The organism is Arthrobacter sp. 05T410, assembly GCF_056396505.1.
The window spans coordinates 38804-63888 of sequence record NZ_JBFTLP010000016.1; the positions used below are offsets into that span (position 1 = coordinate 38804).

Annotated in this window: 22 protein-coding genes, 1 tRNA gene and 2 pseudogenes; 11 read left to right on the plus strand and 14 right to left on the minus strand. The window is 64.7% G+C overall.

Features of this window, described 5'->3' with window-relative positions:
• Positions 1-19: 19 nt before the first annotated feature.
• Positions 20-1237: a flagellin N-terminal helical domain-containing protein gene (locus AC1DFR_RS16915; RefSeq protein WP_476873965.1), complete on the minus strand. Its 1218-nt coding sequence runs from the start codon at positions 1235-1237 to the stop codon at positions 20-22.
• A gap of 294 nt (positions 1238-1531) precedes the next feature.
• Between AC1DFR_RS16915 and AC1DFR_RS16920 the strand changes: the two genes are divergently transcribed.
• Genes AC1DFR_RS16920 through fliW form a run of 4 tightly spaced genes read left to right on the plus strand, consistent with a single transcriptional unit; the run spans position 1532 to position 4770 of the window.
• A complete protein-coding gene (locus AC1DFR_RS16920; protein ID WP_476857557.1) occupies positions 1532-2020 on the plus strand; it encodes a flagellar protein FlgN in 489 nt (162 codons plus the stop codon).
• 10 nt (positions 2021-2030) lie between these two features.
• Positions 2031-3443: a flagellar hook-associated protein FlgK gene (flgK, locus tag AC1DFR_RS16925; protein WP_476873966.1), complete on the plus strand. Its 1413-nt coding sequence runs from the start codon at positions 2031-2033 to the stop codon at positions 3441-3443.
• A gap of 2 nt (positions 3444-3445) precedes the next feature.
• Complete coding sequence (gene flgL, locus AC1DFR_RS16930) at positions 3446-4369, plus strand: flagellar hook-associated protein FlgL (RefSeq protein ID WP_476872213.1); 924 nt, start codon at positions 3446-3448, stop codon at positions 4367-4369.
• The gene (gene fliW, locus AC1DFR_RS16935) at positions 4366-4770 is read left to right on the plus strand and encodes a flagellar assembly protein FliW (RefSeq protein ID WP_476873967.1); all 405 of its coding nucleotides are present in this window, start codon (positions 4366-4368) and stop codon (positions 4768-4770) included. The genes flgL and fliW overlap by 4 nt, the downstream gene beginning before the upstream one ends.
• 53 nt (positions 4771-4823) lie before the next feature.
• On the opposite strand, the gene AC1DFR_RS16940 is transcribed toward fliW, so the two are convergent.
• From AC1DFR_RS16940 to AC1DFR_RS16950, 3 genes are all read right to left on the minus strand, one after another.
• Positions 4824-5369, minus strand: a complete 546-nt coding sequence (locus AC1DFR_RS16940; RefSeq protein WP_476873985.1) for an AMIN-like domain-containing (lipo)protein — start codon at positions 5367-5369, stop codon at positions 4824-4826.
• Between the two features lie 320 nt (positions 5370-5689).
• Entirely contained in the window at positions 5690-5992 is a 303-nt protein-coding gene (locus tag AC1DFR_RS16945) for a DUF4193 domain-containing protein (RefSeq protein ID WP_018775830.1), read from the minus strand.
• Positions 5993-6185: 193 nt separating this feature from the next.
• Positions 6186-6680 (minus strand): GyrI-like domain-containing protein, encoded by a 495-nt coding sequence (locus AC1DFR_RS16950; RefSeq protein WP_290370286.1) that lies wholly within the window; start codon positions 6678-6680, stop codon positions 6186-6188.
• 239 nt (positions 6681-6919) lie between these two features.
• Here AC1DFR_RS16950 and AC1DFR_RS16955 point away from each other — a divergent pair, with 239 nt between their 5' ends.
• The 4 genes from AC1DFR_RS16955 (at position 6920) to AC1DFR_RS16970 (ending at position 12110) form a co-directional block, all read left to right on the plus strand.
• On the plus strand, positions 6920-7945 hold the full coding sequence (locus AC1DFR_RS16955) for a nitrilase-related carbon-nitrogen hydrolase (RefSeq protein WP_476873968.1): 1026 nt from the start codon (positions 6920-6922) through the stop codon (positions 7943-7945).
• Positions 7942-8985 carry an agmatine deiminase family protein gene (locus AC1DFR_RS16960; RefSeq protein ID WP_476860117.1) on the plus strand — a complete coding sequence of 348 codons (1044 nt, stop codon included), beginning with the start codon at positions 7942-7944 and terminating at the stop codon, positions 8983-8985. The genes AC1DFR_RS16955 and AC1DFR_RS16960 overlap by 4 nt, the downstream gene beginning before the upstream one ends.
• Positions 8982-10550, plus strand: coding sequence for an APC family permease (locus tag AC1DFR_RS16965; RefSeq protein WP_243182223.1), 1569 nt, complete (start codon positions 8982-8984; stop codon positions 10548-10550). Before AC1DFR_RS16960 ends, AC1DFR_RS16965 begins: the two co-directional genes overlap by 4 nt.
• Positions 10551-10733: 183 nt before the next feature.
• Complete coding sequence (locus AC1DFR_RS16970) at positions 10734-12110, plus strand: hypothetical protein (RefSeq protein WP_476873969.1); 1377 nt, start codon at positions 10734-10736, stop codon at positions 12108-12110.
• 147 nt (positions 12111-12257) lie between these two features.
• Here AC1DFR_RS16970 and AC1DFR_RS16975 read toward each other — a convergent pair whose 3' ends face one another.
• The 7 genes from AC1DFR_RS16975 to speB form a co-directional block, all read right to left on the minus strand.
• Positions 12258-13136, minus strand: coding sequence for a polysaccharide deacetylase family protein (locus tag AC1DFR_RS16975; protein ID WP_476873970.1), 879 nt, complete (start codon positions 13134-13136; stop codon positions 12258-12260).
• A 53-nt stretch (positions 13137-13189) separates the two neighbouring features.
• The gene (locus AC1DFR_RS16980) at positions 13190-14113 is read right to left on the minus strand and encodes an NAD-dependent epimerase/dehydratase family protein (protein WP_476872207.1); all 924 of its coding nucleotides are present in this window, start codon (positions 14111-14113) and stop codon (positions 13190-13192) included.
• Positions 14114-14151: 38 nt separating this feature from the next.
• Positions 14152-14910: an SDR family NAD(P)-dependent oxidoreductase gene (locus AC1DFR_RS16985; protein WP_476851559.1), complete on the minus strand. Its 759-nt coding sequence runs from the start codon at positions 14908-14910 to the stop codon at positions 14152-14154.
• Positions 14911-15010: 100 nt separating this feature from the next.
• Positions 15011-16306, minus strand: coding sequence for a D-arabinono-1,4-lactone oxidase (locus AC1DFR_RS16990; RefSeq protein ID WP_476873971.1), 1296 nt, complete (start codon positions 16304-16306; stop codon positions 15011-15013).
• Positions 16307-16334: 28 nt separating this feature from the next.
• Positions 16335-17837, minus strand: coding sequence for an aminobutyraldehyde dehydrogenase (locus AC1DFR_RS16995; protein ID WP_476872206.1), 1503 nt, complete (start codon positions 17835-17837; stop codon positions 16335-16337).
• A gap of 99 nt (positions 17838-17936) precedes the next feature.
• The gene (locus AC1DFR_RS17000; protein WP_230007952.1) at positions 17937-19409 is read right to left on the minus strand and encodes a purine-cytosine permease family protein; all 1473 of its coding nucleotides are present in this window, start codon (positions 19407-19409) and stop codon (positions 17937-17939) included.
• 179 nt (positions 19410-19588) lie between these two features.
• The gene (speB, locus tag AC1DFR_RS17005; RefSeq protein WP_223914344.1) at positions 19589-20593 is read right to left on the minus strand and encodes an agmatinase; all 1005 of its coding nucleotides are present in this window, start codon (positions 20591-20593) and stop codon (positions 19589-19591) included.
• Between the two features lie 195 nt (positions 20594-20788).
• On the opposite strand from speB, the gene AC1DFR_RS17010 reads away from it, so the two are divergent.
• Positions 20789-22333, plus strand: a complete 1545-nt coding sequence (locus AC1DFR_RS17010; protein ID WP_476873972.1) for a PucR family transcriptional regulator — start codon at positions 20789-20791, stop codon at positions 22331-22333.
• On the opposite strand, the pseudogene AC1DFR_RS17015 reads toward AC1DFR_RS17010, so the two are convergent.
• Positions 22314-22433, minus strand: a pseudogene (locus AC1DFR_RS17015) (L-serine ammonia-lyase, iron-sulfur-dependent, subunit alpha); the annotation flags it as partial. The gene AC1DFR_RS17010 and the pseudogene AC1DFR_RS17015 sit on opposite strands and share 20 nt — an antisense overlap.
• Between AC1DFR_RS17015 and AC1DFR_RS17020 the strand changes: the two are divergent.
• A pseudogene (locus tag AC1DFR_RS17020) lies at positions 22428-22805 on the plus strand (lipoyl synthase); the annotation flags it as partial. The pseudogenes AC1DFR_RS17015 and AC1DFR_RS17020 overlap by 6 nt on opposite strands.
• A gap of 19 nt (positions 22806-22824) precedes the next feature.
• A complete protein-coding gene (locus AC1DFR_RS17025) occupies positions 22825-23658 on the plus strand; it encodes a methylenetetrahydrofolate reductase (protein WP_476873973.1) in 834 nt (277 codons plus the stop codon).
• 66 nt (positions 23659-23724) lie between these two features.
• Here AC1DFR_RS17025 and AC1DFR_RS17030 read toward each other — a convergent pair.
• Both AC1DFR_RS17030 and AC1DFR_RS17035 read right to left on the minus strand, forming a co-directional pair.
• A tRNA-Thr gene (locus AC1DFR_RS17030) sits at positions 23725-23801 on the minus strand.
• Positions 23802-24067: 266 nt separating this feature from the next.
• On the minus strand, positions 24068-24958 hold the full coding sequence (locus AC1DFR_RS17035) for a DsbA family protein (protein WP_476851840.1): 891 nt from the start codon (positions 24956-24958) through the stop codon (positions 24068-24070).
• Positions 24959-25085: the final 127 nt, after the last annotated feature.

The window sequence follows — 25085 nt, forward strand, 5'->3', positions numbered from 1 at the left end:
GATCGCTTCCCGCTATGGTTTAGCGCAGGAGCTGCAGAACACCCTGGTTGGACTGGTTTGCCTGGGCCAGCATTGCGGTGCCGGCCTGGGACAGGATGTTGTTGCGGGTGAACTTGACCATTTCCTCAGCCATGTCCGTGTCGCGGATACGGGAGTTGGAAGCCGTCAGGTTTTCCTTGGCCACGTTGATGGTCTGCACAGCCGACTCGAGGCGGTTCTGGGAAGCACCGAGGTCAGCGCGAGCCGTCGAGACAGTCTTAATCTGCGTATCGATCATGGCGATCGAGTCCCGTGCAGCTTGAGCTGACGAGAAATCGAGGCCGCCGGTTGCACCTGCTCCGCCAACAGCTGCGGCGTCGCTCAGGCCAGTATTGCCGGTAGCGTCGACCTGGACCTTTCCTCCGTCATTGGCCTTGACGACGATTCCAGTTCCCGCTCCGTTGACGTCCTTCACAACTGATGCGGTGAAGTGCGCCGAGAATTTCGCATCACTGTTCAGCGCTCCGACGAATTCATCGACGCTCTCGAATCCGGCATTTTTCTGCGTGGTGGAGGCGCCGGCGATCGTGTCATCCAACAAGTCAGTTGCAACGGTAGTCGTTACACCAGTGTCGGTGTTAATAGACGTGAACTTGTAGTTGACGGCTGCAGACAAGGTGTTGACGGCACCTGAAAGATCGAACTGTGTGCCGGTCGCAGCAAGAGAACCGTTGTCCAAAGTGTCGGCAATCGCCGAAACGTTCGCGCCGCTGAGGTTGATGGAAATGGTGCTCGCCGTATCCGAGTTGGCACCAACTTGGAACGAGAGGCTCTTGGAGCTGTTGAGAAGGGATGTGCCGTTGAAGTTCGTGGAGCCTGCGATGCGGTCCAGTTCCTTGACCAGGCTGTCGGCTTCGGTCTTGATGGCCCCGCGGGACTCGGAGTTGTTGGTATCGTTCGCTGCCTGAACACCCAGGTCGCGGAGGCGCTGCAGGATGGAGTGAGCCTGGTTCAGGCCGCCTTCAGCGGTCTGGACCAGCCCGATGCCGTCCTGGGCGTTGCGGGAAGCAACCGTGAGGCCGCCGATCTGGGACTTCAGGCCCTCCGAGATTGCCAGGCCGGCCGCGTCGTCACCGGCGCGGTTGATGCGCAGGCCGCTGGAAAGCTTCTCCAGCGACTTGGACAGGTCGGTCTGGGTGTTGCTGAGGCTGCGGTAGGCGTTGTTCGCAGCCATGTTGGTGTTGATCTGCATTCCCATGATGTTTCCTCCATGATTGGGACGATGTGCGATGGCCCATCCGTGGGCCTTCAGAAGTAGTTATCGCCATTTAGCCAGCACACGTAAGGAAGATTCCAAAAAGATTCTTCGGTTCGACGCCCGGACTGTTCCTGACTGTTATCAGCCGTATTGCCGCTAACGGATGCCGCGCCCCGGCCGATAGTTTCTACGAACCCTGCTGAAGGCCGAATCGTCCGCACGATGAAATCGACGCCCTCGGCACCACCGCATCAGTCATTTGCACCATTAACACATGAGGGAGCCGTCCGGACCATGGCCATCCACGAACTTTCAGCCCTGCTGTGGCGGGAGCGTGAACTCCTGGACGTTCTCACCTTCAAGCTGGAGGAAGAGCAATTGCTGCTCACCGCCGGCAAATCGCGCTGGCTTCCCCACGGCACCAAGGAAGTCGAGCAGGTTCTGGAACACCTCTCCAAGGCGAGCCTCGCCCGCACCATCGAAGCCGCCGTCGTGGCCGAAACCTGGGGACTGCCCACTGACGCGTCCCTGGGTGAACTCGCCGCTGCCGCGCCGGAAGGCGCCTGGTCCGAAATCCTCACGGCCCATCTGACGGCCTTGACCCACCAGACGGCCCTGATCAAGGAACTGCGCGACTCGAACGAGCAGTACCTGCGCACCGCGGTCCGTTCCACCCAGGAATCCCTCGCCGATCTGCGGCCCACCGCTGCGGCCGGCACCTATGACGCCCAGGGCAAGACCGGGGAAACTGCAGCCTCGCGTATTTTCGACAAGCAATTCTAAGGAAGCGACCATGAGTACCTTCGGCGCGCTGAACACCGCCTACCGTGGCTTGACCGCCGCCCAGCAGGGCATGAACGTGGCCGGGCAGAACATCGCCAACGCCGCCACCGAGGGTTACACCCGGCAGCGCGTCCAGCAATCGTCAATCGTGGCTCCCGCGCAGGGCCTGTTCGGTTCGGGCCGCCCCGAGGCCGGGAACGGCGTCTCCGTCGACAGCATCGCACGCTTGGGCAGCAGCTTCCTCGACGCAGGCGTCCGTTCGACGGCGGCGCAGGCCGGCTATGCCAGCGCCCGGTCCTCCGCGCTCCAAGGGATCGAGGGCATCCTGCAGGAACCCGGCGAAAACGGCATCTCCACCGCGCTCCAGGGCTTCTGGTCGGCCTGGCAAGGCGCCCACAACCAGCCCGACGACCCGGCAGCCAAGGGAATGGTCCTGCAGGCCGGCAACGACCTCGCCAGCAAGGTCTCCTCTTCCTACCGCTCCCTTGAGGGCCAGTGGAGCAGCGTCCGCGGCCGGGCCCAGGACGCCGTGGACGCCGTCAATGCCGCCGCCACGCAGGTGGCCGCCTTCAACACCAGCATCCGCTCGACCCTCGCCGCGGGAGGATCGGCCAACGAGCTGATCGACGCGCGGGCCAAGCTCACCGAGACCATCTCCCGGCTGACCGGCGGCACCGTCAGGGAACAGGCCGACGGCACCGTGGATGTCCACGTCGGCGGAAACGCCCTCGTGATGGGCAGCTCCGTCCGGGCACTCGCCCTCTCCGGAAGCCAGACTGCGGACAAGCTCGGCACAGCCGTGCAGCTTGAGTGGGCGGACCGGCCGGGCGCGGCAATTGCCGTCGCCGATGGGGAAATCGCCGGCGCGTTGTCCGTCCTGGCTCCTGCCGCGAACGGCGGCGCCATCGACTCGGCCGCACAGTCACTGAACAAGTTCGCCGGCGACCTGCGGGATGCGGTCAACGCCCTTCACTTCGGCGGACGGACCTCTGACGGCTCCTCCTCCGGCAGCTTCTTCAACCCTGCCGCCGCAGGCCCCGCCGCCCTCGCTCTCGCCGTTGTGCCCAAGGCCGCCGCGGAGATCGCGGTCGGCGTGGCGGGTGCGGGGAACCTGGACGGCAGCCTCGCCGACAAAATCTCACAGCTTGGCACTGGGCCGGGGTCTCCGGACAGCGCCTGGGCAAACATCGTCACCGGGATCGGTGTGCAGTCACGCGGCGCCCAGCAGCATGAAGCGTTGAGTTCGGCAGCGGAAATCTCCGCGCAGTCCAACCGCTCCTCGCAGGCGTCCGTCAGCCTGGACGAAGAAAACGTCAGCCTGCTCACCAACCAGCACGCATACCAGGCCGCGGCCCGCGTCATGACGGCTGTGGACGAAGCCCTGGACGTCCTGATCAACCGCACCGGACTGGTAGGAAGGTAGACATGCTGAACCGGGTAACCAACCTGACCATGAGCACAACCGCCCAGCGGACCCTGCAGGCCCAGCAGTCCAAGCTGGCCCAGCTGCAGGAAAAGGCGACCACGCTGGACAAGATTTCGCGCCCGTCTGACGATCCTGCCGCCACGGCGCAGGCTCTCGATACGCGCGCGCGGCTCGCCGCCAACGCCCAGTACGGCAGGAACATCGACGACGGCGCCAGCTGGCTCAACGCGGCCGACTCCGCCCTCAGCCAGGCCACCAACGTCATGAACCGCATCCTCGACCTCACGGTCCAGGCCGGCAACGGCGCGCTCAACCAGGCGGGCAAGGACGCGATCGCCGTCGAGCTCGAAGGGCTGAACAAGGATCTGCTCTCAACCGCCAACAGCAAGCACCTTGGCCGGAACATCTTTGCTGGAAGTTCGGACGCGGCCACGGCCTTCAGCCCAGCCATCCCGGCCGACCCGAGCATCCCAGGAGACACCGGCACTCCCCCGGTCTTCAACGGCGTCGCCGGCGGCTCAGTGGAACGGCGCATCAGTGCCGACAGAACCGTCCGGGTCGACGCCGACGGCGCCGCGATCTTCGGCAGCGGCTCCGGCTCCGTCTTCGACGCCGTCACCAAGACCATCGAGTCACTGCGCAAAGGTGAGGATGCCACTGTGAACCTCACCAACCTGCAGGCATCTTTCAAGAACATCGTCAGCGGGCGTGCTGAAATAGGAACACGGCAGGTGCAGCTGGAACGCGCCGGCAACGTCAACACCGAACTGGAGGCCACCTTGGATGCACAGAAGATGGGCATTGAAAAGGCAGATCTCGGCAGCGTCATCATGGACCTGAAGCTTCAGGAAACCAACTACCAGGTGGCCCTCGCGGCGACGGCCCGGGTGCTTCAGCCCACCCTGATGGACTTCCTGCGGTGAGCACCCCGGTCATGGACACTCCCGTCGCAAGCCTGCCCCTCACATTCACCGCACCCATGCCTGGCTTCGAGGAGCTGCACGATTTCGCGCTGCGGAGCGTCGAGGGCGCGGCCGGACTGTACGCCCTGGAGGCCGGTTCCAGCCCGGTGCGGCTATTCCTGGCCGATGCGGCCGTGTTCGCACCGAGCTACGCTCCGCCGATCCCGGCAGCCTCGCTGGAGGCCCTCGAACTCGACGGGCGGGACGCCGCCCAAGTACTGGTCGTGGTCAACCACTCGCCCGGTTCCACGACCGTCAACCTCATGGCCCCGATCGTTCTGAACCGCGCCACCGGGCGCTGCACGCAGCTGGTGCTGGACGGCCGGGACTTCCCGCTCCGGGCCGAGCTCGGCTCGCTCTAGCCGACCCGCCCGGCAAGGCGCGCAGCCCTGCCTTGCGACCGGCTTCACCAGCCTCACCAGAAATGCGCCACGTCCACCACGAGCCGGGACCCGGTGCCCGGCCCGGGCAGGGCCAGGACCCGGAACGGCAGCCGGGCGCGGACCCCCAGGCCAATGGTCGAATAGCCCTCGAAGCTGCCCGCCCACGCCACCTGCCGGAAGGTCTGGTAGCCAGCCACGTCAGCCAATTCATTCTTGTTCGGCGGGTTGTAGGTGGAATTGCCGGCGTCGTCATATGCGGGAGCATTGACCGTGAGCTGAATGAAGGCCTGGCCCCGCAACGGGACCGGCAGGCCGGACCCGTCCTGCACCACCGCGGGTACGTAGCGGACACTGTAGCCGGCCACGGGGCCGTTGAGGTCAATGACCAGCCGGTCAAAGCAGTAGTGCTGACCGGTGCGGACGTCCACCACCTTGGCCTGGCTCATGGCCGGATCCAGTTTGCTCAGCGACCCCCAGGCCAGTCCGCAGTACGGGTCTGCGGCGGCCGGCGCCGGCGCAAGAATCCCGAGCGCGGCGGCCATCTGAACAGCCGCGAGCAACGCGTTGACCTTTTTCAACTGGATCTTCTTCAACTGGGTCTTCTTCAAGGCCGCCACCCCCTGGTGCTGCCTGACCCTTGGGCTGGCGGAACAGTCAGCGCAGGTCAGACGCTTTCAGCGTAGGCGGGCCCGGCCCGGCGGGCGAGGTCCTCCACAGTTTCGGCGCCCAACCGTTAGCGTGGCCCGCTGCTGGTCACGGACGGATTGCACGGACCCTGTTCGTGAAGGTCGTTCACGAACAGATAACACCGCCAGCAGCAGGCCTGGCCGGGAACGGCGAAGCGCCGGCACCCTCGCGGGTCCGGCGCTTCGTACGGCCTGTCTGTTGCCGGAAGGTTTTAGCCTTCGCAGTCGCGGCAGTACTTCATGCCGTTCTTCTCAAGGGCCACCTGGGACCTGTGACGGACCAGGAAGCAGGAGGAGCAGGTGAATTCATCGGACTGCTCCGGAACAACAATGACCGTCAGCTCTTCGCCGGACAGATCTGCACCGGGAAGATCAATGCCTTCAGCGGTGTCGTTCTCATCGACGTCGATCACAGCGGTCTGCGCGCCGCCGCCGCGGGACGCCTGAAGGGCCTCCAGCGACTCAGCGGGAGATTCTTCTTCTGTCTTGCGTGGGGCGTCGTAATCGGTAGCCATATCGGGGTTCACTTTCGTTGCTGCGCAGCGCCATTTCAGGCACCTCAGTGAAGCAGTTTAGGACATTATGCATGGAGTAGAGCAATAGTGTGGCCTATCAGACAGAATGAGTCGGACGGGCCCTGGAAACCCGGGCAGCGGCCCCCGGCCGGGGCCCCTCCGCGCGGCGGCCGGGCAGTGCAGGTGCGGCATTTCAGTCGACCGGCCAGACCACGAGCGTCTGCCACTTCGCTGGATCGGGTTCGACGCCGGGATCGGTAAGGTAGTACTCCCACATTGCTGCTCCCGGGCTCGCGCCGTCCTGCCGCATCCGCGCCATGATCGCGCCGTAAGTACGCTGCAGTGATTCGTAGGGACCGATGTGCATCGCCTCGTAGGCCTGGCCTGCGGGGAGGGTGCCGGCGACAACCGCCGTGTCCGCGCCACTGGGGTTCGTGAAAGGCGCGGCGAGGGGGAACCCCGCTTCGACGTCGACGACGTCGGTCGGCATGCCGCGGTACAGCGCGAACGGGGGTCCGGCCAACTGGACATGCTGCTCCTGCACCGCACCCATGACGGCGGCGAAGGCACGGCCGAAAAAATCCCGCAACGCATTCATCGGGACTGTCTCATGCACCACCGCCGTGGGCTGTTCCTTGAGTTGGGCGGCCCTGATGTCCGGGGCCGGCCCCGGGTTCGTTTGAGTCATACCCCAGACTCTGCCGGGACTAATCCACGGTCTAGGGCCTTACGGCCCGCAGGGGAGGTCCGCGCCGTGGTCCAGTAGCGGTCCGGCTGCCGGCCCGGGGACGGCGCGGGGACGGCGCGGGTTCCACCCCGAATAAATAAATGAACTTTATTCATATTAGGCCTTGCCCCATGCGGCCATCACCCTCAAACTAAATGAACAACGTTCATTAATGTGACGCCCGTCTCACTGGAGTAGCCATGATCGAAATCACGTCCCTCGACACCCCGCCCTCCCTCGCCCGCACGCTGCCCTCCGGCCGGCCGGCACTGCGGATCGGCGTCGTGCAGCACCGTTGGCATCCTGACGCCGCGGCCCTGCACGCCGAACTGGACGAAGGCATCGGGCGCGCCGCCCGGCTGGGAGCAGCCGTCGTCTTCCTCCCCGAGCTCACGCTGTCCCGCTATCCCGCGGACACGCTTCCCGAAAATGACGCCGCCCGCGGCGGGACCACGCGCCCGCGGCCCTCGGACATTGCCGAGGATCTGTTCACCGGCCCCACGTTCCGGTTCGCGGCGGACGCGGCCCGGAGGCACGGCATCTGCGTCCACGCTTCGCTGTACCAGAAGGCGGAGAACCCGGACGGCACAGACGACGGCCTGGGCCTGAACACCGCCGTCCTGGTGTCCCCCGGGGGCGAACTCCTGGCCCGCACCCACAAGCTCCACATTCCCGTCACGGCAGGCTACTACGAGGACAAATTCTTCCGCCAGGGCCCGGACGGCGACGATGCCTACGAGGTCCACTCCCCCGCCGAACTCGGCGGCGCACGGTTGGGCATGCCCACCTGCTGGGACGAGTGGTTCCCGGAGCTGGCGCGGATCTACTCCCTCGGCGGCGCGGAACTCCTGGTCTACCCCACAGCCATCGGCTCCGAGCCCGACCACCCCGACTTCGACACCCAGCCGTTGTGGCAGCAGGTCATCGTCGGCAACGGCATCGCCAACGGGCTGTTCATGGTGGTCCCCAACCGCTGGGGCAGCGAAGGGACGCTGAACTTCTACGGTTCCTCCTTCATCTCCGATCCCTACGGCCGGATCCTTGCCCAGGCACCGCGGGACGAATCCGCGGTGCTCGTCGCGGACCTCGACCTCGACCAGCGCCGGGACTGGCTCACGCTTTTCCCCTTCCTGGCCACCCGACGCCCGGACACGTACGGGCGGCTGACCGAACCGGTTCGCCCCGACGCCCCGCTCGGCGCCGAAACCAGCAAGGCCACCGCATGAGCGCGTGGCGGATGCCGTCCGAAACGGCGCCCCAGGACCGTGTCTGGATGGCGTTCCCCACCGGCGGCTACACCCTGGGCGAAACAGCGGCAGAAGCCCACGCCGCCCGCTCCGTCTGGGCCGCCGTCGCGAACGCCGTCGTGGAATTCGAACCGGTCACCATGCTGGTGGCGCCGGCGGATGTGCAGACCGCGGCGGACTACCTCCACCCGGATATCGAGGTGGTCCCCGCCGCGCTGAACGACGCCTGGATGCGGGACATCGGCCCCACGTTCGTCCTCGACGACGGCGGCCGGCTCGGCGCCGTCGACTGGGTCTTCAACGGCTGGGGCGGCCAGGACTGGGCCGCCTGGGACAAGGACGCGCTCGTGGCGTCGGCCGTCGCGGCCCGCTCGGGGGCCAGCCACCTTGTCTCGCCGCTGGTGAACGAGGGCGGCGGCATCCACGTCGACGGCGAAGGCACCGTCCTCGTCACCGAGACGGTCCAGCTCGATCCGGGCCGCAATCCCGGGCTCAGCAAGGCCGACGTCGAAGCCGAGCTGGGCCGGACCCTGGGCGTAAGCCACGTCGTCTGGCTTCCCCGCGGCCTGACCCGGGATTCGGAACGGTTCGGCACGCGCGGCCACGTCGACATCGTTGCGGCCATCCCGTCCCCGGGCACCGTGCTGGTCCATTCCCAACAGAACCCGGCACACCCCGACTTCGAAGTCTGCCGGGCCATCATCAGCCACCTCGCCACCACCCGGGACGCGGCCGGCCGCGAATGGAACATCATCGAGGTCCCCGCCCCGGAAACCCTGACGGATGAGGAGGGGTTCGTCGACTACAGCTACATCAACCACCTGGTGGTCAACGGCGGCGTCATCGCCTGCACCTTCGGCGACCCGATGGACGAAAAAGCCTTGCGCATCCTTGGCGACGCCTACCCCGGCCGCAGGGTAGTCGGCATCGACGCCCGCGAGCTCTTCGCCCGCGGCGGCGGCATCCACTGCATCACCCAACAGCAACCATCCGTCCCCCAGAAAAAAGGTCAGCAATGAGTCAGACTATCGGCCGTGAAGACGGCACCATCACGCACGACGTCGTCGATCCGGCCGGTTCCAAGCACGGCATCTCGGGCAAGGGGCTCAAGGGCGGCCAGCTGGGCCTGCTCGCCGTCGTCGTCCTCGGCATCTCCTCCGTGGCACCCGCCTACAGCCTGACCAGTTCGCTGGGACCCGCCGTCGGCGCCGTGGGCCTGCAGCTGCCGGCGATCTTCATTGTCGCGTTCATCCCGATGATCCTGGTGGCGTTCGCCTACCGTGAGCTCAACGCCGATTCACCGGACAGCGGCACCACCTTCACGTGGGCCACCAAGGCGTTCGGCCCGTTCGTCGGCTGGCTGGGCGGCTGGGGTCTGCTGGCCGCCAACATCATCGTCCTGTCCAACCTGGCCGGCGTCGCGGTGGACTTCTTCTACCTCTTCCTGGCCCAGGTGTTCAACAACCCGGACCTCGCGGACCTGACCTCCAACACGGCCGTAAACATCGTGACGTGCCTGGTGTTCGTGGCACTGGCCGTCTGGGTCAGCTACCGCGGCCTGCACGCCACCAAGCTGGTGCAGTACACCATGGTCGGATTCCAGGTCCTCGTCCTGGGCATCTTCGTCGTCATGGCACTCACCCACGCCGCCTCGGGCGACTCGGGCACCGCAATCGCCTTCAGCTGGGACTGGTTCAACCCGATGAAGATCGGCAGCTTCGAGCAGTTCGCCGCCGGCATGTCACTGGCCGTCTTCGTCTACTGGGGCTGGGACGTCTGCCTCACCGTCAACGAGGAAACCAAGGGCGGCAAGGGTACCGCCGGCCGGGCAGGAACCACGACGGCGGTCGCCGTCCTGGCCCTTTACCTCGTCGCGATCGTGGCCACCATGATGGTTGCCGGCACCGGAACCGACGGCATCGGCCTGAACAACCCCGACAACCAGTCGAATATCTTTGCGGCACTGGCTTCCCCCGTCATGGGCCCGCTGGCCATCCTGATGTCCCTGGCCGTACTCTCCGGCACCGCGTCGTCCCTGCAGTCCACCATGGCCTCCCCCGCCCGCAGCCTGCTGGCGATGGGCCACTACGGGGCACTGCCGCCGCGCTTCGCATCCGTCAGCAAGCGGTTCGGGTCCCCCGGTTTCGCAACGGTGATTGCCGGTGTGATCTCCGGCGGCTTCTACGCCGTCATGAAGGTAGTCAGCGAAAACGTCCTCAATGACACCATCATGGCCCTGGGCCTGATGATCTGCTTCTACTACGGCCTCACGGCCTTCGCCTGCACCTGGTACTTCCGGCACAGCCTGTTCTCCAGCGTCCGCAACTTCTTCATGCGGCTGCTGTTCCCGGTCCTGGGCGGCCTGGTCCTCACCGTGGTCTTCTTCCAGACCGCCGTGGACAGCTGGGCACCGGAATTCGGCAGCGGCTCGGAGGTCTTCGGCGTGGGCCTGGTGTTCATTCTGGGGATCGGCATCCTCGCCCTCGGCGTCGTGATCATGCTGGTCGCCGCGAAACTGCATCCGGGCTTCTTCCGGGGCGAGACCATCCGGAAGGACACCCCCGCCCTGGTGGTTCCGGAGTAGCCTCCCAGCAACGACCCGCCGGCCCGGGTGAGCCCGGAGCCGGCGGGTTTTTGCGTGCGTCCGTCGCCCGCATAGCTGCCAGACATGTTGAGGAACACCTCCCCGTGCTAGATTCACGCTGTCTGCATTTCCGCGGGCTCTAGCGCAGCCTGTTCCGGGCGCGGCAATTTGGGGGAAATTTTTATGCTGCTATTCGACCGCGTCCGGCCTCTATCAATTCCGTTGTTCCTGGGTGTGGTCATGATGCTTTCCCTGACACCGCTTGCCCCCGCATCCGCCGCGCCGGATACGACGACGGCGGTCAGTGCAGCGTCCGCGCCGTTGACGACGGCCCCCGTGCCGACGGTCAAGGGCACAACAAAGGTCGGCTACACCCTGACCGCGGTCCCGGGCATCTGGGGTCCGGCACCCGTCACTCTGACGTATCAGTGGAAGGCGAACGGCGTCGTCATCATTGGCGCGACCGCCGCCACCTACAAACTGGCCGCGGCGCAGGCCGGCAAGGCCCTCACCGTCACCGTCACCGGAACCAAGACCGGCTACACCACCGCCGCGAAGACCTCGACCCCCACCGCAGCCATCGCTGCCGGCTCGCTCGGGCCGGCCCCGGTACCGACGATCACCGGCATGACAAAGGCCGGCTACACCCTGACCGCACTCCCGGGCACGTGGGGTCCGGCACCCGTCATCTTGAAGTACCAGTGGAAGGCGAACGGCGTCGTCATCATTGGCGCGACCGCCGCCACCTACAAACTGGCCGCGGCGCAGGCCGGCAAGGCCCTCACCGTCACCGTCACCGGAACCAAGACCGGCTACACCACCGCCGCGAGGACCTCGGCCGGCACAGCGGCAGTCACGCCCGCCGGACCCGGCGTCGACGTGTCCTGGCCGCAGTGCGGCAAACCCCTGCCCAAGGGCCAGAGCTTCGCGATCATTGGTGTGAACAACGGCCTGGCGAACAACACCAACTCGTGCCTGGCCACCCAGCTGTCCTGGGCCGCCACGTCCACCGGCGGGACCGGGCAGCCCCTCGTGGCCCTGTACGTAAATACCGGGAACCCCGGGACGGCCGGCTCCTGGTGGCCCACCAGCAACACCTATGCCGGGAAGACCGTGGCCAACCCGTACGGCACGTGCACCAAGGGCTCGGTCGGTTCGGCGTGCTCCTATATGTACGGTTACGCCAAGGCCTACGACGACGCCATCATCCGCGGGGTCAAGAACCCGGCCTCCTACACCTGGTGGTTGGACGTCGAGACCGAAAACTCCTGGTCAACGAACAAGGCCGCCAACAGAGCTGATCTGGAGGGCATGGCCGCCTACTTTGCCAGCATCGGCGCCAAAACCGGGCTCTACTCGACCGGCTACCAATGGGCACAGATCATCGGCACGGTGCCCTCGACAAGCAACCTTTACGCCCAGCCAAGCTGGCTCGCCGGCGGGAGCTCCTTCCAAAACGCCAGCAGCATGTGTTTGGCAGCGCCGCTGACAGGCGGCGGGAAAGTCACCATGGCCCAGTACATCTCGGGCGGCTTCGACTACAACAAGTCCTGCATCTGAGTTCCAGCCTCCAGCCAGCCGCGCCCCAACGTTTGTGCCGGGCAGCGCTCACGGCCCGACGTTCAGCAGTTCCGGGTCTGACGCTGTCGCCTGGTGTGTTCTGGGATCATCAATGTTCGCCGTGTCGCACGGCTGAGTAGCCCGGATTCAGTAGTCCGGATAGAGCTCCTCGGACGCTGTAACTGGATTGAGGGGCTCGGCAATCAATGCGGGGTCACCGAGTGCCGCTTCCGCGAGCGCTTCGCACGTCGTGAAGCGGACATCGCCTCGTTCCAGCGCAGTTTCGATCACGGTCCGCAGCGCCTCCAGCCGTCCTGCCCGCCCAGTGAGGAACGGGTGGCAAGTGAGCATGAAAAGAGCACCATGACGTCGCATTGCATCGATCTCATGAATCCACATGTCCGCCACGACAAGTGGCGACTGGATGATTTCACCGATCTTGGGTTCCGGAAGGAAGGCATACTGCTCCCAGTCATCCAGACTCCAATGTGGGGGGAGCTCCGCAACTGTGCCTGCGGGGGTTTCGATGAGATAGGGGACGTCCGCGTCCATCAGGCTGGAATCGTATTTCAGCCCGTATTCAGCCACCAACGACGGTGTCTGCCACGAGGGCTCCCACAGTGCGGCGCGATGCCCCTTTGGAGAAATGCCGAAACGCCCGAGTGCAGCTAGCGCCAGATCGAAGTCGGCGCGTTCGTCGTCGAAACTCATGTTCACCGCGGTGCGGTGAGTGTGTGAGTGGTGCGCGATCTCATGACCCGATTCCAGGACCTGTTCCACCATGCGGGGATACCGCTCCGCGGTTACTCCTGGAATGAAGAATGTCGCCGGCTGCTGCACATCCTTCAACATCTGGAGAATCCGGGGAACACCCACCTTGGGTCCGAACGCCTGGTGGGTCATCGCCATCGCATTGTCGGCGTAGCGCCGGCCGGCGGCCAGGACGGGGGACTCGGCGTCGACGTCGAAGGTCAATGCGGCAACGCAGGCCGCCCCCTGCCTCCAGCCGCTTTTATCGAATGTCATGTTCGTCCCTCTTCGAAGAAATGGGTTGGAAGAAATGAGTCAGAAGAAAGGGGTCAGAAGTCATGGGTGGAGAGCCAGTCGGCATAGTCGCCGAGGGCCCGATGCAGCGGCCAGACCGATTCGTAGCCGAGATCCGCGGCTGCGGAAGCGATGCTGAAGTGGCCCTGCAGATCCAAGGTTGGATCCGTCCCGGGCCCGATCTCCACGGAGGCGTCCGGGAATGCGATTCGAACTTCTTTGACGACGTCGCTGAGTGTCCAGTACTCGCTGCCGGAGATGTTGTAGGCCAGGGGCCTGGCCCGGGCCGTTTCTGGTGCCTGGACTGCCGCCAGGACGGCAAGAGCGACGTCGCGGACGTAGACAAGGTTGTAGCGGTGGTCGGCCCCGTGGTCCTGTGAGAATGAACCGTCGCGGACTACGCCGCGCATAATGTCCCGCATGACTTCATCCATGCGGTTTCCGGGTCCGTAAACCTGGCCGATGCGCAGGGAGATGACGTCGACTCCATACCTGTCGCCGTAGACCTGCCCGAGCCATTCCCCGGTAACCTTCGTCACGGCGTAAGGCGTCGTCGGATTTACTGGCTCCGATTCGAGAACCACCGGTGCTGAGGTCTTTCCGTACACGCACTCGGAAGAGAAGTTGATGATCCGTTTGACGCCGTGGAGTCGTGCCGCCTCGAAAACCGCCACCGTTCCCTCGACGTTGGCAGCAAACGTAGCCAGGGGAAAGCTCAGGGAATAGGTCGGGTGGGATATGGCGGCGGTATGGACGATGGTGTCGACGTCGTGCTCCTTGAATACTTCGAGGAGACGGGGGATATCGAACAGTTCGCCCTGGACGGAAACGACGTCGGGGCGTGGCGCCTCGATGAAGTCCCGGTTGTAGCTGACTGTTTGATGGCCGGCGTCGGCGAGTTCGTTGACGATGTGGCGTCCGGTGAATCCGGCACCACCTGTGACCAGAACAGAGCTCATGTGATGTTGCCTTTCACTAGGTGCGTTGGATGTGGGATTCAATGTCCGAGTGGGAACGTCGTGGTCCGACCACCATCGACAACAAGGTTTGTTCCCGTGACATACGAGGATTCAGGACCCAACAGCCACAGCGCCGCGGCTGCAATCTCCTCGGGCAGGGCGAACCGGCCAAGCGGCACGGACACTTCGTCCCGGGCGCGTTCTTCTTCGTTCGCGAACTCGGCCGCAAGCATCGGGGTATCTGTCGTGCCCGGCGACAGTGCGTTGACCCGGACGCCGGCCGGTGCGAGTTCGGCGGCCAGTGACCGCATCATCGACAGCACGCCGCCCTTGGTCGCGGTGTATGCGGTGTAGCCTGCCTGGCCGACGAGTGACAGCTCGCTGGCAGTGCAGACCAGCGATCCACCGCCGTTGGCCGAGAGCGTCCGCGCCGCTGCCCGGGCGAAGTGGAAAGTGCCGGTCAAGTTCACCCGGATCAGTCTCTGCCACAGCTCGTCGGATGTTTCGGCGATGGGCGCAACACTGGAGATTCCTGCGGCGTTGAAGGCCCCGCTCAGGGGCCCGAGTTCTGCTTCCGCCCGGGCGAAGGCGCCATCGACCTGTTGGGACTCAGATACGTCGGCTTCGATGAAGATCACAGCGCCCGAGACTTGGCTTTTTGCGTCTTCAAGCAGACGGTCCGGGAGACCGACCGCTGCAACCTTTGCCCCTTGCGCCAGAAGGGCCCGGGTGGTCGCGAGACCGATGCCGGAGCTGGCTCCGGTGACAAGGTAGGCCTTGTCCTGAAAATGGCTCATGTCTCCTCTTCCCCGTTGGATGTGGCAAGGCGGGCAGCATGCCCCCGGTCACGATTCGGGGGCATACGCCGGATTTGCCGGTTTAACCTTGATGGCTGATTTAGCCAACGAGCGCACGAGTGTGGTCGTTAAGGAACATGCCGCGGGGGTCGAACTCCCGGCGTATCTGGATGAAGGTGTCAAGCTCCGGGTAGAGACGCTCCAATCGGCTCCTCGTCATGAAATGGATCTTTCCCCAGTGCGCGCGGGGCTCGAATTCCTGCAGCACCGCATCCGCATCCCGGAAGAAGGGCCAGTAGTCGGTCCCGGGTTCGGTGGTCAGGGTGATGACGGTGGTGTCGCGTCCTTGGAACTGGGACATGTAGCCTTCGTCGGCTTTCACCCAGCGGACCTCAACGGGGTACTTCTGGTCGGAATGCTTGGTGCGGATCAGCTCCTGGACGGCCTGGACGGCCGCCAGGCCGTGTTCGCTGGGAACGAAGTACTCCAGTTCATGGAACGGTGTGGTGAATCCGCCCGGGTAGATGCGGTACGACCGGTCCAGCCGGGCACCTTCCGTGCGGGAAATTTCACCCTCGTCCTGGACCTGGGCGACGTTGTACCGCTTGGTGTAGCTGCGGTTTGCCATGCTCTGGCCCGGCGAACCGGGCAGGTCCAGGAGCTCACAGGAATCGTTGTCCGGGCACCAGAGGAACGAGTAGTGCCGGTTCCCGTCGATGTCGGCCTGCCAGGTTGCCGCGGTCTCCGCCCACGTGGGATAGGTAATCTCCTCCTGCAGGTAATAGCGGTCCTCGACCGCCAGTTCGACCTCCAGGAAGATTCCGAGCGTCCCCAAGGCGACCTGGGCGGCCCTGAGTTCGCGGAGTTGCCCTTCGCCGATTTCGACGATTTCGCCGTAACCGTTGATCAGCCGGACCCAGCGCAGTGCCGATGAGAAGCTGCCCAGGTTCTTTCCGGAGCCGTGGGTGCTGGTCGCGAGTGCCCCGGCGATCTGCTGCTTGTCGATGTCGCCCTGGTTGCCCAGTGCCAGCCCCTGCTCCCACAGCGGATCGCCAAAGGCGTTGATGGTGGTGCCGGCCAGGGCCCTCGCACGGCGCCCCATGAGGTCGGTTCCGGTGATGGCCGAGAGTGCGGACATGTCCATCAGGACTCCGCCCGTCTGGACAAGCGGTGAGGACGAATGCCCTGAGCCGACTGCACGTACGGGGAGGCCTTCGCGGATGGCGAACCGGACGGCGTCGAGCGCCTCCTGTTCGTTCCGCGGCCGGACGGTGAAGGCCGGCGTGGCGCTCTGGTTGCCGCCCCAGTTGGTCCAGGTTACGTCTGTCCCGAACGGAGCGGACGGGGTTGCGGCGCGCGCCGACGACGCGGAGTGGGGATGATTCGTGGTGGTCATTGCTGGGCTCCGATGCTGGTCTAAACGCTCATGCGCCGTGGTTGATCATGACGTGCTTGGTCCGGGAGTAATCGTCCAAGGCATACAGCGAGAGGTCGCGGCCGTAGCCGGATCCCTTGAATCCGCCCCACGGAACCTCGCAGGCCAACACCAGGTGTGAATTGACCCAGACGGTGCCGAAATCGAGCTGCTTCGGAATGCGGAGCGAGAGGCTCGAATCCCGGGTCCATACCGAGGCGGAAAGCCCGTAGGGACTCTCGTTGGCCCGGGTGATGGCCTCTTCAGTGGAGCTGAAGGACTCGACGGTGACCACTGGGCCAAAGATTTCGTGGGTAGCAATATGCGCCCCGGCCGGGACGTTGCTGATTACGGTGGGTTCAATGAAGTAGCCGGGGCCTTCCAACGCCGAGCCGCCGATGGCCACCTGAAGGCCCGCAGCCTTTGCCTCGGCAAGCGCTTCCTTCACGCGTTCGAAGTGCGGGCGCGAAATCATGGGACCGATTTCCACGTCTTCCCCTGCGCCCGGAGCGCCGACGACGAGCGTGCTGACTTCGCGTACCAGGTGTTCGGTGAACTCCTCGGCCACGGACTCGTGCACGAGCACACGGCAGGCGGCGCCGCAGTCCTGGCCGGCATTCCAGAAGCCGGCGTTTCGCACGCCGGCGGCGGCCGCGCGGAGGTCGGCGTCGGGGAAGACAACAACCGGGGCCTTGCCGCCGAGTTCCAGATGGACGCGCTTGACGGACCTGGCCGCGGTCTCCGCCACTGCCTGTCCGCTGACGACGCTTCCCGTCAGCGCAACGAGGGCGACATCAGGGTGTTCGGAGAGTCGCTGCCCAACGGTTCGGCCCTTTCCCGTCACGACGTTGAGGATGCCGTCGGGGATGCGTCCGGCGACAAGTTCTGCCAGCTTCAGCGTCGAGAGCGGCGTCTGTTCCGAGGGTTTGAGGACGATGCTGTTTCCGGCGGCGAGGATGGGCGCGATCTTCCAGGCAGCCATCAGCAGCGGGTAGTTCCAAGGGGTGATGACGCCGACGACGCCGACGGGTTCCCTGAGGATGACCGAGGTGTGTCCGGTGGCGTAGTCGCCGCCTGCCATGGAGGTCAGTGTGCGGGAAGCCCCGGCCATGAACCGGAAGGTGTCGATGGTGCTGGAGACATCGTCCTCCGCGACGGTTCGCGGTTTGCCGGTGTTGGCGGACTCGATGATTTCGAAGGCTTCACGGTTGGCTTCAATGATGTTGGCGATCAGGGAGAGCACCTCGGAGCGTTCCTTCGGTGTCGTGGTGCCCCAGGACTTCTGGGCCGCCACGGCTGCTTCAACCGCAACGTCCACATCCGCGGCCGTGCCGGCAGGAACCGATGCGATGACCTGTTCCGTGGTGGGGTCGACGACGTCGATCAGCCGGGTCGCGGAACCGGAAACAAACGTTCCGCCGATGAAGTGCCCCGCCGGAGGCAGGAAGCTGGCGCAGCTTTGCTCCTCGGAGGAACGTCGGACTGTGAACTGCTCGGTGTCAGTGAGTGTCATGATATTTCGCCTTTGTTTTCTGCGCCGATCGCGGCGCCGGGAGTTTGGTGTGGGGGCGGGCGGTCTGTGCCCGGGGTGCGCGGTGTGCCGGAGCGGGCGTTACGCCCGCGGCGCCTCAATCAGGTCACCTGCGAATGCGGGCGACTGAAAGGGGGCGGCTTCCGGCGTTTTCCGGAACATGCGTGCCGCGAAGTAGTACAGGGGTGCAACAACCACCAGGCCGACAATCCAGGAGAGGTCCACGCCGTTCATCGCTGCGGCAGCGGGGCCCGTGAACATCGCTGTCGCCGAGAACGGAACCTGGATCAGTGCGCCGGCAACATAGGCTCCGATCGCCACCCAGTTGAACCTTCCGTACACTCCGCCGTCGCGCTTGAAGAAGTCTTCAACCCGGTAGTCGCCGTGCCGCAGGAGGTAGTAATCGACCAGGTTGATGGCCGTCCAGGGAACCAGGACGTACATCAGGAAGGAGAGGAAGTTCGTGTAGAAGAAGATGAAATTGTCACGGGCGAACAGCGCGATCATCAGGGCTAGGGTGAAGAGGAGGATTGACGCAATGGTCCGGGTCTTGGCGTGGGGCAACCAGGCCGGCCTGAACGTCTGCCCAATGGTGAGGGTGCACAGGACCCCGCAGTAGAGGTTCATGGCGTTCGACGCCGCAACGCCAAGGCAGAAGATTCCGATGATCACCATGGTCCATGGCCCGAGCAGGGCTCCCAGGCTCCCTACTATTTCGACGCTGCTGCCATCGTTGATCAGCGCCAGTGCGAGCGTTCCCACCAGGGCACCCAGGACCATCGGGAAGAGTGTTCCCAAGACGCAGCCTGAATAGGACGCCCAGAACGCCGGGGCCGAGCCGGTGCCCTGAGGCATGTAGCGGGAGTAGTCCGAGACGTAGGGAGCGTAGGCGAGCTGCCAGAGGGCGGAGACGGAGATAGTGGCCATGAAGCCGACCCAGTTGAAGTTTCCCTGGTCCAGGAAGCTGGCCGGCAATCCGTGGACGGCCAGGATCCAGACGAAGGCCAGCACCAGCGCCAGACCGGCCACGATGCTCAAGATGCGTGCATAGGCGTGGATGAGCCGGTAGCCGAAGATGGTGGCCACGACGCTCACGACGCCAATGACAATGATGCCTGCATCGACGCTGATGCCCGGGGTGACTGCGGCCAGCGCTTGGCCGCCAAAGACGAGGTTCGCCGCAAAGAACCCGATGTACATGACCACCACGATGACCACGATCAGCAGTGCCCCGTACGAACCGAACTGGCCGCGGGTCTGAATCATCTGCGCCACGCCCAGCTGCGGGCCCTGGGCCGAATGCAGTGCCATGAAGATGCCACCGACAACGTTCCCAATGATGATTCCGACGATTGCCGGCACAAAGCTGAGCCCGAACACCGTCGTCGCGAGTCCCCCGGTCACGATGGTCATGATCATGATGTTGGAACCGAACCAGATGGTGAAGAGGTCCCGGGCCTTGCCATGGCGTTCGTGGGCCGGGATGGGTTGAATGGTCTTGTCCTCGAGCCGGGGTACTTCGGCTGTGACGGCGTGAGTGGGTCGAGCGTTCATGATGCGTTCCGGGAGTTCATGGGAACCTCTTTGTTCTGTCCCGGCACTTCGTCGAGCACGGGATCTGATGTATCAATCATTCGTGACTTTTGTCACAGTGGTAATCCGGCGATTGAATAGTTGCCGTAGACCTGTTCATACATATGTATAAATCAGGCGCGAGAGCCCAGCAGTTGTGGTCAGACGGTGGCCGCTTGCAGCTCCTCAGTGACGTTGGCGGTGGCCTTGCTGCGGTTCACCATCAGGGCGAGGAGGTCGAAGACCAGCGTCGCCGCGGCGACTGTGGTGATGTCTGCATGGTCGTAGGCCGGAGCGACCTCGACGACGTCGGCGCCCACGATGTTGATGCCGTTCAATCCGCGGAGCAGCGCCAGCAGTTCGCGGGAGTGGAGCCCGCCCATTTCCGGAGTGCCGGTGCCCGGGGCGTAGGCCGGGTCCAGGACGTCGATGTCGATGGAGACATAGACCGGGGTGTCGCCCAGCCGGTCCTTGACGCGCTGGATCGCGGCCGGAACCCCGATGACGTCCAGGTCCGAGCAGCGGATGATCTGAAAGCCGAACTCGTGGTCGCGAAGGAAATCGTTGCGGTCATAAACCGGGCCGCGGATGCCGACGTGCATCGATTTGTCCTCGACCAGAAGGCCTTCCTCGAAGGCCCGGCGGAAGATGGTTCCGTGCGTGACCGGCTGGTCGAAATAGGTGTCCCAGGTATCCAGGTGTGCGTCGAAGTGGAGCAGGGCGACGGGGCCGTGGACCTTGTTCAAGGCCCGCAGCATCGGGAGCGCGATGGTGTGGTCGCCGCCGATGGAGATGAGCCTCTTGCCGGAGCCGGCGTCGCCAAGGAGCGGGAGGGCCTGTTCCTCGATCTCGCGGACTGCGCGGGCGATGTCGTAGGGGGTACAGGCGATGTCGCCGGCGTCCACAACCTGGGCTTCGTATACCGGCTCAACGTCGAGCTCAGGGTGGTAGCCGGGGCGCAGGAGCCGCGACGCTTCACGGACAGCGGCCGGACCGAAGCGGGCGCCGGGGCGGTAGGAGGTACCGCCGTCGAACGGGACACCGACGATCGCAATGTCGTAGTCCGGAACCCGGTCAATCTGAGGAAGCCGGGCAAAGGTGCCCAGGCCCGCATAGCGGGGAACTTTTGTTGCGTCGACGGGGCCGATTGGCTTGTGCGTGGTCATGACTGGGGTCCTCCGGTTGCTGTGGTTTCAGTCGGCCTGGCAATTTCTTCCTGCGCCGGTCGAGGTCTATGCCTTAACTATTAGTGATCTGAGTCACGCGGTACATCCGCCGATTGACTACAAAGAGCCGAGAGGCTTATACATATGTATAAGCGGCCCGGGGACGGCCTCCGGACTCATGAACAGGAACCGCGCATGGCGATCACCGTGGCCGAACTGCTTGCCGAACCCCAGCTGGGACTGAGCCTTCTGGCGGGCTCCGCCGCCCTGGGCAACCGGGTCACCTGGGCCCACACCTCCGACCTGCCGCGCCTGTGGGAATGGGTCACCGGCGGGGAGCTCATGATGACTAACGGGCTCTCCATTCCGGCCGATCCCGAGGGGCAGGTTGAGCTTGCCGAGGCACTGGTCAACGCAGGTGCCAGTGCACTGGCGATCGGCGAGCAGATGCATGCCCCTGAACTCTGTCCCGAGTTCCTCGAAGCCTGTGACCGCTTGCCGTTGCCGGTCATCAGCATCCCCTATCCGCTACCGTTCATCGCCATCGCACGTTCGGTCGCTGAGTCTTCGTTGCTCGAAGAGTCCCGCAGGCTGCGCCAGACGGCCCGTATTTATGACCTGCTTCGGCTGGCGGGGCCATCTGAGGGCAACTGGCTGGGACTGATCCTGGGTATCGAAGCCGAACTCGATGCCAGCCTCTTCGTCATTGATCGACGGTGCCTGCACGCCTGGCATCCCGGAGGCCAGCCGCTGCCACCGGGCCTCAAGCAGCAACTTGAACCGCTGACCAGCAAGTCACCGGTGGCCAGCAAGAAGTTCCAGTGGCATCGGTTGGGGGAAGGCCACCTTCTGATGATGGATATTCCGACTCACGCCAACGCGCTTCTGGTGGTGCTGCCGAAATCCGAACCGCTCCCGGACGCGGTAGTGCTGCTCCATGCGGCCACAGTCCTGGGACTCGAGCTGTCGCGGACGGTGCTGTCTCTCGAGAACCAGCGCCGGCTGGGTGCGGAGTTCCTTTTGCAGGCCTTTGACGGGCGCCTGGGCATAGCCGACATTGAAAGCCGACTGCCTGAGTTCGGGATTTCGTCACGGGAATTCCTCATCATCTCTATGTCCAGCGACGACGGTGAGCGCCTGGCAGGGATCCACGTTGATCTCTGGCGACACGGCTACCCGACGGCGTGCCAGCGCAGATTCGACACAATCCATTTGGCTGTCGCAGCAGACTGCACCGATGATCTGCTGCGACACACGGTCCCCTTGGACGTCAGGATCGGGATCAGCCGGCCGTCCGCGGCCGCTGGTGTGCAGAGAGCTCTTCAGGAATCGATGTGGGCACTTGGGACGGCGTCAAGCACCGGCGAGCGGTTGGTCCGCTATGCCGAGGGACCCTCGTGGCTCGGGCTCACCAGCTTTGAGGAAGGCCACGCCCTGGTCCAGCGGCTCCTCGGACCCATTTTCGAGTACGAACAGCGGGAAAACGGGGACCTCATCGTCACGCTCAAGACGTTCCTCGACACGCAACGGTCCTGGCAGAAAACGGCGGCCGCCCTGTTCGCGCATCGGCAGACCATCATCTATCGAATCCGAAAGATCAGCGAGCTGACGGGCCTCGATATGACCGAAACCTCCACTCTGGCGCAACTGTGGTTTGCCCTGCAGATCCATGAAGCCATGGACCTCCACGACAATCCGCGGCGCCTGCCGTCGGCTGAGGTCAGCACTCCACGACGTTGACGGCGAGGCCGCCCATCGCGGTTTCCTTGTATTTGGAGCTCATGTCCTTGCCGGTTTCGCGCATGGTCACGATAACTTCGTCCAGGGAGACCCGGTCACCAAGTCCAACCCGATCCTCGGCATGGGCGAGACCCGCGAGGAAATCTCCGAGGCGCTGCGGGATCTGCACGAGGCCGGCTGCGACCTGATCACCATCACCCAGTACCTGCGCCCGTCCGAGAGGCACCTGCCGGTGGACCGCTGGGTCAAGCCGCAGGAATTCGTCGACCTGCAAAACGAAGCGGACGAGATCGGCTTCCTCGGCGTCATGTCCGGACCCCTGGTCCGGTCCTCCTACCGCGCCGGCCGGCTCTGGGCCACCGCGATGCGCAAGAAAGGCCGCGAAATCCCGGCCCAACTCGCACACATCGAAAGCTCCGGAAGCACCCGCCAGGAAGCCAGCACTCTCCTCGGCGCCCACGCCGGCGCCTGACATCCGTAGAGGACCAAAGATGTTTCCCACACGACTTGAAATCATTCCTTCCGAGGGAATCGTCAAAAAGATCCAGTCGGCAGTACCGCTGGCCACGGCGCTCACCATCACGTGTCTGCCTCACCACGGAACCGGGCGGACCATGCGCACGGCCGCCCAGCTCAGTCTGCTCGGCTACACCGTGGTCCCGCACATCGCGGCCCGCAGCCTGGCGGATCGCACCCAGCTGGCCGGCATCATCCGGGAATGTGCTGGGTACGGCATCCCGGAAGTGTTCGCGGTTGGCGGTGACGCCCCGCAGCCCGCGGGTCCCTTCGCCGATGGCGTCGAGCTGCTGCGCGAGATCGCCGAAATCAGCGGCGGCCAGATGGCCGTTGGGGTCGCCGGGTATCCGGAGGGTCATCCCGGCATCGGCCCGCTGCAGCTGCTCGAATCATTGTTGGCCAAGCAGGAACTTGCCTCCAACGTCGTCACGCAGATGTGCTTCTCGGCAGACAGTATCCATAGCTACACGGCGATGCTGCGTCGCGAGGGAGTCATGCTTCCGGTCCTGGCCGGGGTTGCCGGGGCCGTCCCAAGAACCAGGCTGATTGCACTGGCAACGAAGATCGGCGTCGGAACGTCCCTTCGGTTCCTTAGCCGGAAACGACCGCTCGCCCGCCGCCTCCTGAGCGGCGAACGCTACTCGCCCGGCACTCTCATCAACGAGCTGACCGCCCAGCCTGTCGTCGACGGCATCCATCTCTACAGCTTCAATTGTTTTGACGAGTTACCCGGTACCGTCGCCGCTTCGTCGACGGAACCCTCCGCCACCGGGCTGGAAACGTTGACTGGAAATGCGTCGCCCGGCTAGTCGCCTGTTTTAGGACATAAGAAAACCCCTCCGTCCCGGCCAAATTCGCCGGAGCGGAGGGGTTCGTGGGGCCCCCTGTCGGATTCGAACCGACGACCCCCGCTTTACAAGAGCGGTGCTCTGGCCAACTGAGCTAAGGAGGCATTCCTGCTTCCTGACACAACTCCGGGCCACAAAATGGCGCGGATGCCAGGACGCTAGACAAGATTAGCCCACCGACGCCCGGTGAGAAAAACCCAGAGAAAAACGCTCAACGCCCCTCCCGCCCAGCGAAGGCCACGGCGAAGGCCGCAGCGAAGGCGTGAAGCCAAGACTAAAAGCAATGGCCCGGCCCCGGAACGATCCGGGGCCGGGCCATCAACTTGTGGCCTTCAACTGCGCGCCTTCAACGGCATGTGCCCTTGTGCGGTTACTTCTTGGCGTCGACCGCGGCCTGCAGGTACTGGTCGAACGGGGTCTGGGCGCTGTCGCCGACGCCCCACTGCTTGCCTTCAACGAACACGGTGGGCGTGCCGGTGATGCCGATTACCGTGGCCTCCTGGGTGGTGTGCTTCACCCACGGACGGTAGGTCTTGCCATCCACGCACGTCTCGATGCTCTTGGCCCCGGCGTCGGTGGCCAGCGTCTTCAGCTCGTTGTCGGAGAGTCCGGCGCTGCCTTCGGCCGGCTGCTTGGCGAACAGCAGGTCGACGAAGTCCGAGTACTTCTCCGGGGATTCGTTGACCACGCAGGCTGCGGCGTTGGCCGCGCGCGAGGAGTAGTTCGTGGTGGACCGGCTGTCAAGGAATCCGAGCGGGCGGTACTCCACGGTGATTTTGCCCTCGTTGCGCAGCTTGGTGAGCGTCTCGTTGTACTGCGCCTCGAAGTTCTTGCAGACGGGGCAGATGAAGTCGATGTAGAGGACCACCTTGACCGGCTTGCCGGCCTCAGCCTCGGCGCCCGGGGCCGTGACCGGAGACGGCGGCGTGGCCGGAGCGGACGGGAGGTCGGACAGCTTCACGGTTGCGGGATCGGTCTTCGCCACCTCGGTGTTCGCCAGCAGGGTGACACCGCCGTGGATGTTGCCATTGGCCGGCGTGGGTCCCTCGTCTGCAACCGGGGCGTTGTTCTTGATGTTGGAGGTGACAACCAGCGCGACGATCACGATGATGGCGACGACGGCGGCAACGATGCCCCAGCCGATCAGCAGCTTGTTGCGCTTCTCCTTCTTCAGCTGCGCATCGCGGATCTCGCGGGCTTTCTCGCGCGCCGCGGCAGTGCGCTCTGCCTTAGACAGTCGGGGTTCGTTTGCGGGGCTCATTGGTTCCTCGGGTCGTTCGGCCAGGGACGGTCCACTCAGTGGCAACGTCATCATTTTAGGGGAGAAACCCGAGAACTTGCGCTTTCAAGTTTCCCTTCCGCCTGCCCAACGGACGAATAGCCCGGAA

Bases quoted from the DNA above. Each gene is read 5' to 3' on its own strand.
- flgK (WP_476873966.1), top strand. From the start codon at position 2,031: ATGAGTACCTTCGGCGCGCTGAACACCGCCTACCGTGGCTTGACCGCC.
- AC1DFR_RS16975 (WP_476873970.1), bottom strand. From the start codon at position 13,136: ATGACATTCGATAAAAGCGGCTGGAGGCAGGGGGCGGCCTGCGTTGCC.
- AC1DFR_RS16985 (WP_476851559.1), bottom strand. From the start codon at position 14,910: ATGAGCCATTTTCAGGACAAGGCCTACCTTGTCACCGGAGCCAGCTCC.
- flgL (WP_476872213.1), top strand. From the start codon at position 3,446: ATGCTGAACCGGGTAACCAACCTGACCATGAGCACAACCGCCCAGCGG.
- AC1DFR_RS17010 (WP_476873972.1), top strand. From the start codon at position 20,789: ATGGCGATCACCGTGGCCGAACTGCTTGCCGAACCCCAGCTGGGACTG.
- AC1DFR_RS16990 (WP_476873971.1), bottom strand. From the start codon at position 16,306: ATGACCACCACGAATCATCCCCACTCCGCGTCGTCGGCGCGCGCCGCA.
- AC1DFR_RS16960 (WP_476860117.1), top strand. From the start codon at position 7,942: ATGAGCGCGTGGCGGATGCCGTCCGAAACGGCGCCCCAGGACCGTGTC.
- AC1DFR_RS16980 (WP_476872207.1), bottom strand. From the start codon at position 14,113: ATGAGCTCTGTTCTGGTCACAGGTGGTGCCGGATTCACCGGACGCCAC.
- AC1DFR_RS16965 (WP_243182223.1), top strand. From the start codon at position 8,982: ATGAGTCAGACTATCGGCCGTGAAGACGGCACCATCACGCACGACGTC.
- AC1DFR_RS16950 (WP_290370286.1), bottom strand. From the start codon at position 6,680: ATGACTCAAACGAACCCGGGGCCGGCCCCGGACATCAGGGCCGCCCAA.
- AC1DFR_RS16920 (WP_476857557.1), top strand. From the start codon at position 1,532: ATGGCCATCCACGAACTTTCAGCCCTGCTGTGGCGGGAGCGTGAACTC.
- AC1DFR_RS17025 (WP_476873973.1), top strand. From the start codon at position 22,825: ATGTTTCCCACACGACTTGAAATCATTCCTTCCGAGGGAATCGTCAAA.
- AC1DFR_RS16995 (WP_476872206.1), bottom strand. From the start codon at position 17,837: ATGACACTCACTGACACCGAGCAGTTCACAGTCCGACGTTCCTCCGAG.
- AC1DFR_RS16970 (WP_476873969.1), top strand. From the start codon at position 10,734: ATGCTGCTATTCGACCGCGTCCGGCCTCTATCAATTCCGTTGTTCCTG.
- speB (WP_223914344.1), bottom strand. From the start codon at position 20,593: ATGACCACGCACAAGCCAATCGGCCCCGTCGACGCAACAAAAGTTCCC.
- AC1DFR_RS17035 (WP_476851840.1), bottom strand. From the start codon at position 24,958: ATGAGCCCCGCAAACGAACCCCGACTGTCTAAGGCAGAGCGCACTGCC.
- AC1DFR_RS16945 (WP_018775830.1), bottom strand. From the start codon at position 5,992: ATGGCTACCGATTACGACGCCCCACGCAAGACAGAAGAAGAATCTCCC.
- AC1DFR_RS16915 (WP_476873965.1), bottom strand. From the start codon at position 1,237: ATGGGAATGCAGATCAACACCAACATGGCTGCGAACAACGCCTACCGC.
- AC1DFR_RS16955 (WP_476873968.1), top strand. From the start codon at position 6,920: ATGATCGAAATCACGTCCCTCGACACCCCGCCCTCCCTCGCCCGCACG.
- AC1DFR_RS17000 (WP_230007952.1), bottom strand. From the start codon at position 19,409: ATGAACGCTCGACCCACTCACGCCGTCACAGCCGAAGTACCCCGGCTC.